At 44.8% G+C, this 10734-nt stretch carries 9 protein-coding genes; 6 read left to right on the forward strand and 3 right to left on the reverse strand.

The features are described 5' to 3' along the window. Positions 1–43: 43 nt before the first annotated feature. Positions 44–487: a hypothetical protein gene (locus tag QK890_RS00165; protein WP_005806437.1), complete on the forward strand. Its 444-nt coding sequence runs from the start codon at positions 44–46 to the stop codon at positions 485–487. A 21-nt stretch (positions 488–508) separates the two neighbouring features. Continuing rightward, on the forward strand, positions 509–913 hold the full coding sequence (locus tag QK890_RS00170; RefSeq protein WP_005778083.1) for a hypothetical protein: 405 nt from the start codon (positions 509–511) through the stop codon (positions 911–913). 68 nt (positions 914–981) lie between these two features. Here the strand turns inward: QK890_RS00170 and QK890_RS00175 are convergent, their stop codons facing one another. Together QK890_RS00175 and rlmD are read right to left on the reverse strand one after the other, a co-directional pair. Beyond that, positions 982–1899, reverse strand: coding sequence for an RluA family pseudouridine synthase (locus QK890_RS00175; RefSeq protein WP_005778080.1), 918 nt, complete (start codon positions 1897–1899; stop codon positions 982–984). A 10-nt stretch (positions 1900–1909) separates the two neighbouring features. Further along, positions 1910–3328, reverse strand: coding sequence for a 23S rRNA (uracil(1939)-C(5))-methyltransferase RlmD (gene rlmD / locus QK890_RS00180; protein ID WP_032539960.1), 1419 nt, complete (start codon positions 3326–3328; stop codon positions 1910–1912). Positions 3329–3594: 266 nt separating this feature from the next. Between rlmD and ppdK the strand changes: the two genes are divergently transcribed. Together ppdK and QK890_RS00190 are read left to right on the forward strand one after the other, a co-directional pair. Continuing rightward, positions 3595–6315, forward strand: coding sequence for a pyruvate, phosphate dikinase (ppdK, locus tag QK890_RS00185; protein ID WP_195341539.1), 2721 nt, complete (start codon positions 3595–3597; stop codon positions 6313–6315). Positions 6316–6578: 263 nt separating this feature from the next. Beyond that, positions 6579–8060 (forward strand): phage integrase SAM-like domain-containing protein, encoded by a 1482-nt coding sequence (locus QK890_RS00190; RefSeq protein WP_117572443.1) that lies wholly within the window; start codon positions 6579–6581, stop codon positions 8058–8060. Between the two features lie 706 nt (positions 8061–8766). Here the strand turns inward: QK890_RS00190 and QK890_RS00195 are convergent. Next, entirely contained in the window at positions 8767–9066 is a 300-nt protein-coding gene (locus QK890_RS00195) for a hypothetical protein (RefSeq protein WP_005938259.1), read from the reverse strand. 94 nt (positions 9067–9160) lie between these two features. On the opposite strand from QK890_RS00195, the gene QK890_RS00200 reads away from it, so the two are divergent. Together QK890_RS00200 and QK890_RS00205 are read left to right on the forward strand one after the other, a co-directional pair. Then, entirely contained in the window at positions 9161–9640 is a 480-nt protein-coding gene (locus QK890_RS00200; protein ID WP_117572448.1) for a hypothetical protein, read from the forward strand. Positions 9641–9651: 11 nt separating this feature from the next. Further along, positions 9652–10731: a hypothetical protein gene (locus QK890_RS00205; RefSeq protein ID WP_117572450.1), complete on the forward strand. Its 1080-nt coding sequence runs from the start codon at positions 9652–9654 to the stop codon at positions 10729–10731. Positions 10732–10734: the final 3 nt, after the last annotated feature.

Here is a 10734-nt window from a genome sequence, read left to right on the forward strand (position 1 = left end):
ACAATCCTTATATTTGTCCCTTGTATTATTAATTTAATGACAAATGACACTTATGAAGACATTGAATTTTATGAAGACGCTGCTTTTATTGGTAGCTATAGTAGGCTTGAGCTCTTGTGGCGACAAGTATTATTCAGATGATTATTTGCGAAACAGTAATGCAAAGTTATGCGGAAAGACTTGGGTGAATGATTCTGATAAAAATGATGCGGATGAATGGGTGCGCCATACATTGAAGTTTGATGATAGCGGACGGCTGGCAGAAACTTATGCTTATTATCATTTGAATGAAAACCAACCTTACCGGACAGAAACAAATAATCTGACTTGGTCCTGGATAGACGATTCGATGGAAGGAATTGTTTTTGACTATGGCGTAAACGGGATGACTTATTTTGATAATGTGTGGGTGCGCGAACATAATCTTTCCGGAAAGCTGAACGGAAAGGTCGTTGTATTTGTTGATTCAAAATACAACAGAAACTAATTTAGAGAAGGAGATAGAAACATGAAAGGCTATTTAAAGATTCTGCTGGTACTGCTGCTGGCTGTCGGATTGGCATCCTGTGAAGACGATCAGGGAGAGATTGAATATGTCATTGCCGGACGGGCATGGACAGGCGATGTGGGGATGAATGCCGATAACGGTGAAGCCTTGTTTAGTACCTTTGAATTCGGGCTTGACGGTTTTGGGGTGGAAACCCAGTTTTATGCTTCTGACGGCGCTTTGTATGATCAGTATCGTTTCCGGTGGTATTGGGGCGACTCTTATAATCGTAATTTAGTGTTGGATTACGGAACTAACGGTATTTCTTTTATGGATGACGTAAGAGTATACGGAGATCGGCTGAGCGGTATCTTTTATCTTTCGGACAATGCACCGGGATTTAATTTTGAGCTTAGGATGGAATAATACTTATATTTGACAGGTGGGATATATCAAAATGGGCGTGAAATAGTTGTTTCACGCCCATTTTAGTATCATTTTCTGAGAAACAATTTCTTGAATGCCGGGGGATAAGGAGTTTCAAATTCCATCAGCTGATCTGTTACCGGATGATAGAAACAAAGTTTGAAAGCATGCAACGCCAGACGCCCGAGAGGATTGGGGCCGCCGTCGATACCGTAACGCCCGTCTCCGATCAGAGGATGCCCTAAATCCTGCATATGTACACGTATCTGATTTTTACGTCCGGTTTCCAGTCGCAGTTCTACCAATGAATATCCATTGGCGCGTTTGATAGTGCGATAGTGGGTGATTGATTTGGAACCACCGTCATCGTAGCTGCTTGAACTGACATATAAGGTACGGTCTGTCAACCAGGATACGACGGTGTCGCTGTCCTTTTCCATCTCGCCGGTAACTACTGCTACATAACGACGGTCCGTCACGATGTCATGCCAGTGGTCACGCAGTGTACGTTGTGTCTTTTCATCTTTGGCAAACATCATCAATCCTGAGGTGTCACGATCCAGACGATGAACTACAAAAATACGGTTTCCACGCCCCGAACGCCCCACATATTCACTTAAGATATGCTGTGCTGTGCGTTCCTTTTGCCGGTCGGTGCCAACAGAGAGTAAGCCTTCTTTTTTCTCTACTACGATGATATAAGCGTCTTCATAGACGATTTTCAGCAGCGGATGACGGAATTCCTTTTTATTCTTATCTTTGCTGATAAGCACTTTCATGCCCGGTTGCAGAGGGAAGTTGAACTGTGTCGTAATCACATTGTCAACCAGTACGATTCGTTTGCTGAGCAGTGACTTTAGCTTGGTACGGCTGGCATCAGGCATTTTCGCTGCGAGGAAGTCCATTAGTTCCATAGGCTCTTTCACCAGATAACCTGTATATTGCGCACGTGCCTTTTCGGCCGGAGTTCGTTTCATTCTTTTCATATTCGTTTCCTTATTTAAGTTCGAGCAGCACTACGTTTTCCACGTGATGGGTATGTGGGAACATATCTACCGGTTGCACTGCTTTCACACGGTATTTAACGTCGAGCAACTGAAGATCACGGGCTTGCGTTGCCGGATTACAACTAACATATACAATTCGTTTTGGTTCGGCAAACAAGATTACGTCTACCACATCCTGATGCATTCCTGCCCGGGGAGGATCGGTGATAATTACGTCCGGACGTCCATACTGATTGATGAAGTCCTGAGTCAGGATATCCTTCATGTCTCCGGCAAAGAACAACGTATTCTCTATTCCATTAATTTCCGCATTTACTTTCGCATCTTCAATGGCTTCGGGCACGTATTCGATGCCGATCACTTGCCGTGCCTGTCGCGATACAAAGTTAGCAATGGTTCCTGTTCCGGTATACAGGTCATACACCAGTTCTCCACCCGTTAATCCGGCAAAGTCGCGCGTTACCTTATAGAGGTTGTATGCCTGCCCCGAATTGGTCTGATAGAACGATTTCGGTCCCACTTTGAAACGCAGGCCCTCCATCTCTTCAAAGATATGGTCGTTGCCACGGAATACGTGTACATCGAGATCATTGATGGTGTCGTTGCATTTATTATTAATAATGTATAGGAGAGAGGTTATTTCCGGAAATTGGTCGGCCACATACTGCAATAACTGCTTGAAGAGATCCATTTCATGCTCTTCGGTAATTTTACAAATCAGAATTACCATCAGTTCGCCGGTACTTGAAGTACGCACAATCATGTTGCGGAGCATTCCTTCCTGTGAACGAAGGTTGATGAAAGAGTAATTGTGCTCGTAAGCATAATCACGGATTGTGTTTCGGATGCGATTGGAAATATCGTCTTGTAACCAACACTTTTCGATAGCCAGCACTTTGTCGAATGCTCCCGGGATATGGAATCCCACTGCATTCATCTGGTCGTACTTTACATCCTGTTTCACTTCTTCTGCTGTCAGCCAGCGTTTGTTTGAGAAGGTAAATTCCAATTTGTTCCGATAAAATTCGGTTTTGGCAGATCCCAGGATAGGAGAGATCTCCGGTAATTCGATCTTGCCGATGCGACGGAGGTTATCTTCCACCTGTTTCTGTTTGTATTTGATTTGTTCGGCGTAAGGCAATACCTGCCATTTGCATCCGCCGCATACGCCATAGTGTTGGCAAAAAGGAACGGCACGTATCGGCGAGAGTTCGTGAAACTTCACCGCTTCGGCCTCGGCATATTTATTCTTTTTTCTTTTGACTTGCAGATCCACCACATCGCCCGGCACTACGTAAGGTACAAAAACTACCAGGTCATTTACTTTTGCGATGGCTTTTCCTTCGGCAGCCACATCCGTTATTGTCACCTTCTCCAGCAGGGGAAGTTCTTTTTTCTTTCTAGCCACAATACTCCTTGAATTATATTAAAATGATTTCTTTATGTATAAAGCGTGAATATATAAAATCACCATTCTACGCCATATTAATAAAATCTTTCGCAAAAGTAGGTATTTTTTTTCGTATTTCTCTATATGAAGTGAAATAATGCAGATTGCAATGTCGAAATTGCATTTTGATAGAAAGTTTTTCATATAAAAGTTTTCTGGTTTGCGAAATATCCTTAGATTTGCGAACAGAAAAGAATCACAACTAATAACTTTAAAATCGTATTATGGACAAAAAAAGAGTTTATACCTTTGGTAATGGACTGGCAGAAGGAAAAGCCGGTATGCGAAACTTACTTGGGGGTAAAGGTGCGAACCTTGCCGAAATGAATCTGATCGGTGTCCCCGTACCTCCGGGCTTCACAATTACAACTGACGTTTGTACCGAATATTACGAGATGGGACAGGAAAAGGTCGTATCTCTCCTGAAAGAAGAAGTAGAAAAAGCCATTGCAAATATAGAGAACCTGATGCGTTCAAAATTTGGTGACGTAGAGAATCCGTTGCTGGTTTCTGTGCGTTCGGGTGCGCGTGCATCCATGCCGGGCATGATGGATACGATCCTGAACCTGGGTTTGAACGATGAAGTGGTTGAAGGCTTGACCCGTAAAACAGGAAATGCCCGTTTTGCATGGGATTCTTACCGCCGTTTCGTACAGATGTATGGTGATGTAGTATTGGGTATGAAGCCTGTTAACAAAGAAGACCAAGATCCGTTTGAAGCCATCATCGAAGAGGTGAAACATGCCAAAGGCGTGAAATTGGATAACGAGCTTGAGGTAGAAGACCTGAAAGAACTCGTGAAGAAATTTAAAGCTGCTGTAAAAGCACAGACCGGCAAGGATTTCCCGACTTGTGCATACGAACAGCTTTGGGGAGCAATTTGTGCCGTATTTAATTCATGGATGAATGAACGCGCCATCCTGTACCGTAAGATGGAGGGAATTCCTGACGAATGGGGTACTGCCGTAAGTGTTCAGGCAATGGTATTCGGTAATATGGGCGATGGTTCTGCTACAGGTGTTTGCTTCTCACGCGATGCTGCCACAGGTGAGGACCTTTTCAATGGTGAATACCTGATCAATGCACAGGGCGAGGACGTTGTTGCCGGAATCCGTACTCCGCAACAGATCACGAAGATCGGTTCTCAGCGTTGGGCTCAGTTGGCCGGTGTGAGCGAAGAAGAGCGTGCTTCGAAATACCCTTCTATGGAAGAAGCAATGCCGGAAATATATAAACAACTGGATGAATTGCAGACTAAGCTCGAAAATCACTATAAAGATATGCAGGACATGGAGTTCACCGTTCAGGAAGGCAAACTTTGGTTCCTTCAGACACGTAACGGTAAACGTACCGGTGCTGCCATGGTAAAAATCGCAATGGATCTGTTCCGTCAGGGAATGATTGATGAAAAGACTGCCCTGATGCGTGTAGAACCCAATAAGCTGGATGAATTACTCCACCCGGTATTCGATAAGTCTGCTTTGAAACAGGCTAAAGTGTTGACTCGCGGTTTGCCGGCTTCTCCGGGTGCTGCTACCGGTCAGATTGTATTCTTTGCTGACGACGCTGCCGAATGGCATGCTGCCGGAAAACGCGTCGTAATGGTTCGTATTGAAACATCACCGGAAGATTTGGCCGGTATGGCAGTTGCTGAAGGCATTTTGACCGCACGCGGAGGTATGACTTCACATGCAGCCGTGGTTGCCCGCGGTATGGGTAAATGTTGTGTTTCGGGAGCCGGTGCACTGAACATCGACTATAAAGCCCGTACAGTAGAAGTGGACGGCGTGTTGCTGAAAGAGGGTGATTTCATCTCTTTGAACGGTAGTACGGGTGAAGTTTACCAAGGTAAAGTAGAAACGAAGGCTGCTGAGTTATCGGGTGATTTTTCCGATTTGATGAAGTTGGCCGATAAATATACCCGCCTGCAAGTACGTACTAATGCCGACACTCCGCATGATGCTGAGGTTGCCCGTAACTTCGGTGCGGTAGGTATAGGCCTTTGCCGTACGGAACACATGTTCTTTGAAGGTGAAAAAATTAAGGCTATGCGTGAAATGATCCTGGCAGAAAATGCTGAAGGGCGCCGTAAAGCACTGGCTAAGATCCTTCCATATCAGCAAGCCGACTTCAAAGGTATCTTTAAGGCTATGTCCGGTTGTCCGGTGACCGTACGCCTGCTCGATCCTCCTTTGCATGAATTCGTTCCTCACGATCTGAAAGGACAGCAAGAAATGGCCGATACGATGGGGGTAAGCCTGCAATATATCCAGCAGCGTGTAGAATCACTTTGCGAACACAACCCGATGTTGGGCCACCGCGGTTGCCGTTTGGGAAATACGTATCCCGAAATCACACAGATGCAGACTCGTGCTATTTTGGGTGCCGCTCTTGAACTGAAGAAAGAAGGAATAGAAACACATCCCGAAATCATGGTGCCGCTGACAGGTATTCTTTACGAGTTCCAGCAGCAGGAAAGTGTGATCCGTGCCGAAGCAGAAAAGCTTTTCGAAGAGGTGGGAGACCGCATCGACTTCAAGGTCGGAACCATGATCGAAATTCCTCGTGCAGCTCTGACTGCCGACCGTATCGCTTCGTCTGCCGAGTTCTTCTCGTTCGGAACCAACGACTTGACTCAGATGACTTTCGGTTACTCTCGTGACGATATCGCTTCTTTCCTTCCGGTTTATCTGGAGAAGAAGATCCTGAAGGTAGATCCGTTCCAGGTACTCGACCAGAATGGTGTAGGCCAGTTGGTACGTATGGCAACCGAAAAAGGGCGTGCTATCCGTCCGGATTTGAAATGCGGTATCTGCGGTGAACATGGCGGTGAGCCTTCATCTGTGAAGTTCTGCCATAAAGTAGGTTTGAATTACGTTAGTTGTTCTCCGTTCCGTGTGCCTATTGCACGTCTGGCAGCGGCACAAGCGGCAATCGAGGAATAGCACGATATAGCTGATACTCAATACAATAGGCGGTATGCTTTTCATTTACAAAGGCTTACCGCCTATTGTATTTTTAAAAGGTACGTTCATTCCGCACGGAAAATGAGCGTAATAAACGCAAATGTTTAGAGAATGTTGTTGTGCTTTTCGTTGGGTGTTTAGAGCGTGTTTAGAGCCGTAATTGATGATATTACAGAAAGTTAAGACATTGGAAGCTGTTTGGAATAAATTTAAATAATAACATAATAAAGACATAGAACGATATGGCAACATTTAAAGCGTGTGTTCAAAAAGAACGCAAGGACGGATTTTATCCGGTTTATATCAGAGTTACCCACCATAGGGGGACACAATTCATGAAGACCGACAAGATGGTCACGAAGAAAGAACTTTCCAGAGCGAAAGAAATCGAAGACCCCTACGTGCTTCAGTATTGTGCCGGGCGGATAGTGGAATATAACGAGCGGCTCAACAAAAAAGACATTGAACATTGGACGGTCAAGGAAGTGGTGGATTTTCTTACGAACGGCAATGACGATATTTGTTTTTCGGATTATGCGAGAGTGCATATCGACAGAATGATTGACCGTGGGCAGGAAAGGAATGCCAAGAACTACAAGCTTGCCCTACAACATCTGGAACGGTTCATCGGAACCAACCAAGTGATGTTCGCTCAGTTGACCTCTACGCAGGTGAACAAATGGATAAAGTCGCTTGAACAGACGCATAGGGCAAAGGAAATGTATCCAATCTGTATGCGTCAGGTATTTAAAGCCGCCATGTTGGAGTACAACGATTACGATAACGGTATAATCCGTATCAAAGTCAACCCATGGGTGAAAGTGGAAATACCAACGGCTGATCGTGCGGAGAAGCTTGCCATTACCCCCGAAGCATGTCGGGAGTTCTTTTCATTCCCTCTGCCGGAAAGTAAGATGAAATATCCACAGACGGAGTTCGGGCGTGATGTTGCTATGATGGTGCTTTGCCTTGCAGGAATCAACACGATTGATCTGTACAATCTAAGAAAGCAGGATTACCGGAACGGAATTATCCACTACCAACGGGCCAAAACGAAGAAGTTCCGTGCGGATGGTGCGTATATGGAAATGCGGGTGCCAGCAATCATCCAGCCGCTATTTGAAAAGTACATGAACACGGCAAAAGATGATGAGCGTTTGTTCAATTTCTATCAGCGCATGACTACATCGGACAGTTTTTGCGCCAATGTCAACAGTGGGATAAGGCAATTATGCAAGGCTATGGGAATGCCAAAGGAAGAGTGGTATTCGGCTTACACGTTCCGGCATACATGGGGAACAGTAGCTCAGAATGATGTACGTGCCTCTATCTCGGAAGTGGCGTTTGGCATGAACCATAGCAATGGACACAACGTAACACGAGGGTATATCAAGATTGACTTCTCCCCTGCTTGGGAACTGAACGAGAAAGTAATTGATTTCATTTTCTTCTCCGGTAAGGCTTCTGTACGTGAGCAGAAACAGGAGGATGTGCATTTCCGCTTGTCATACCGCTATATGGTGAATGCGGCTGCATACCACAACGGGCAAAAGGTGGCGGAACTGACCGATGTAGGCTTCAACAATGTGGACGAGGTGATTGCCCGGCTCGTAACTATGCTGCCGGATGATATTCCGAACCGTTCAATGGTGATGTTCAAAATCGTCAACCTCGACAAAGACCAGACGGTGGTGTACCAACGGCAGAAAGGGAAAGGATTCTGATTTTTTTTGTGACTTCACGAAATGATATAAGCCTGCAAGGTATTTTTCTTTGTAGGCTTTCTTTTTTATTCAATTTTTATTCTTGCCCTAAAATCGAAAATTTCTTCACGTGCGCACGCACGCGCGGTAGATGTAGTAGTAGATATATATATTTATTTTATGGTATATCTTCCGAAGAAATGGGATATAATTGTACATTTATTGCTATTTCTTCCGAAGAAATACCCTTTTCTTCCGAAGAAATGTACATTTATGGCTGTTTCCTCCGAAGAAATACCCCTTTTCTGTACATTTATGGTTATTTCTTCCGAAGAAATAAATGTAATATCTTCTGAAATTATGTCAAAAAATAGCTCATTTCAGCCATTTCAGAAGATTTTTGAGGTGCTTTTGAGCTGATTTTCGCATAAAAAATTCAATCTGTACAAGAATGTACATTTATGCGTGTTTTTTCCGAAGAAATACCCCTTTTCTGTACAATTAAGGCAATATCTTCCGAAGAAATCCGAAGAAATGGGGTATAATTGTACATTTATTGCTATTTCTTCGGAAGAAATGCCCTTTTCTTCCGAAGAAATTTTACGGTCCGGACATGAAAAAAGCGACATTCTCTCGAACATCGCTTCAAAGCAAATCAGTAAAATCGTCCCCTTTTCGGGTTGGGGTTCCCTTGACATGAAGACAATCTAAAGTAGAGGGTAATAGATTATTCTTCCTCGTCTTCTTCTCCGGCAAGTTTGACAAGCTTGTCCTCAATGGTGAGTTTGACCTCGCCATCGTCTATGCTGATATTCTTAGGCATGATGATTTTAATGAACTCTGTCGACACTTTCACCCTGTCTTTGGGGTCAAGTTCCATGAAGTCCTGCATTATTAGTGGCGTCACATCTCCTTCGGGTATAGTGTTGTGCGCTTCAAGCCATTTCTCAATCATCCCTTTTGCCAGTGCCGTTATTTTGTTGGGCGTACCTTTTTGCCGCCCTCCAGTCTTTTTTCCTATTGCCATAATGATTTGTATGTAAAAAGATAAAATGATGATGCGAAGATAACGGCTTACTTTCGCACGCAAGGTATAACTTTTAATAATCAAATAAAGTCTTATGGGTTTAATAGGAAGTGCCATAGGTGCTGCAGGCAGCATTTTCGGTGGGATCAAGGCATCCAAGGCCATGAAGAAAGCAAAACGTAATGTTGAGGCTCAACGGCAAAAGAATCAGGACTGGTACGACAGGCGGTACAACGAGGATGCCACTCAGCGGGCTGATGCACAACGCATCCTTACGCAAACTGAAGAGAGTATAAAACAACGTAACAAAGCCGCTGCCGGTAGTGCAGCCGTCATGGGCGGTACTGATGAAAGTGTGGCAGCGGCCAAAGAAGCGAACAACAAGGCTCTTGCCGATGCAACATCACAGATTGCCGCTGATGCAGAAGCACGTAAGGACAATATCGAAGCCACTTATATGCAAAACGACAATGCTTTAGTGGAACAGCTTAACGCCATTGAGCAAGGCAAGGCCAATGCCATATCGGGAGCTGTACAAGGAGTAACTAACGCGGTAAGTCAAATGCCTTTCTAAACTATTTCAATATGGCAACAATGGATGATATTTTAGGAAACGGAGGTGGTACGCCTCCGCCCAAAGGCTCTAAGGAATGGCACGAACAGCAGCAAGACGCTCCTTCCGTATCATCCCCGGCAAAGGGTACACAGAAATGGACGGAACAACAAGCAGCTGCGGCTCCTGCCGTTACCGGCTCCCAATCTGAAACGGTCGCTGCACCTCCGGCCAAACAAGCCGATGTGAACGGTGGCAGTCTCTCATACGCTGAATTGTACAAAAAACTCAATCCCTATAAACCGCCAACGGACGAGGAACTTGCTAAAGAAAAGAAGAAGCAGAAACGTGAACAGATATTCGCAGCCATTGGTGATGGTATATCGGCACTCTCGAACTTGTTCTTCACCACGCAGTACGCTCCAAATATGTATACCGGTAAGAATACCATGTCAGAACGTACCAAAGTGAGATATGACAAGCTGATGAAAGAACGTGAAGGCAAGGAGAAAGAATATTATGAGGGGCTGATGAGGGCAAGAATCGCTGATGAAGAAAGGGATGACCGTGAACGTAAGTGGCAAAGGCAGCTTGGTCTTGACGATTATAACCGCATACGGAACGATGCCAAAGAGGAACGCGACAGGCAGATGTTTGAATTGAATCTCCAACTGCAAGGCAATAAAATATCCGCATCCGAAGCTGAAGCCAAACGCAAAGGAATTGAAGCAAAATATGCAGAAGAACTTGAAAAGGCAAGGCTTGAAACCGAAAAGGCTAAAGCTGGTGCTTCAAAGGCTTCCGCTTCCGCATCCAATGCCAGAGCAGAATATTACAACCGAGGTGGTGGCAGTGGAAAGGCCGGAGAATATCCGTGGTATGACAGCGATGGTAACAAGCATTTTGCACACTCGTATGAAGCCATGCGTCAGAACGCCATAGACAATGGAACATGGAACGAAGAAACTCAGGCTTCGACCACCGAGGTCAAAAGTGGAAGAGGGAAAACCGTCAAGACATCTGAAACGACAAAGCCCGGTAAAGGACATTCTTCTAAGCCACAGAAAAAAAGTCCAACGGCCGATAATAAAAAGAAAAGTCCAACATCATAAATA

Origin of the sequence: Bacteroides sp. NGMCC 1.200775 (genome assembly GCF_040798045.1) — a bacterium.
GTDB lineage: Bacteria > Bacteroidota > Bacteroidia > Bacteroidales > Bacteroidaceae > Bacteroides > Bacteroides hominis.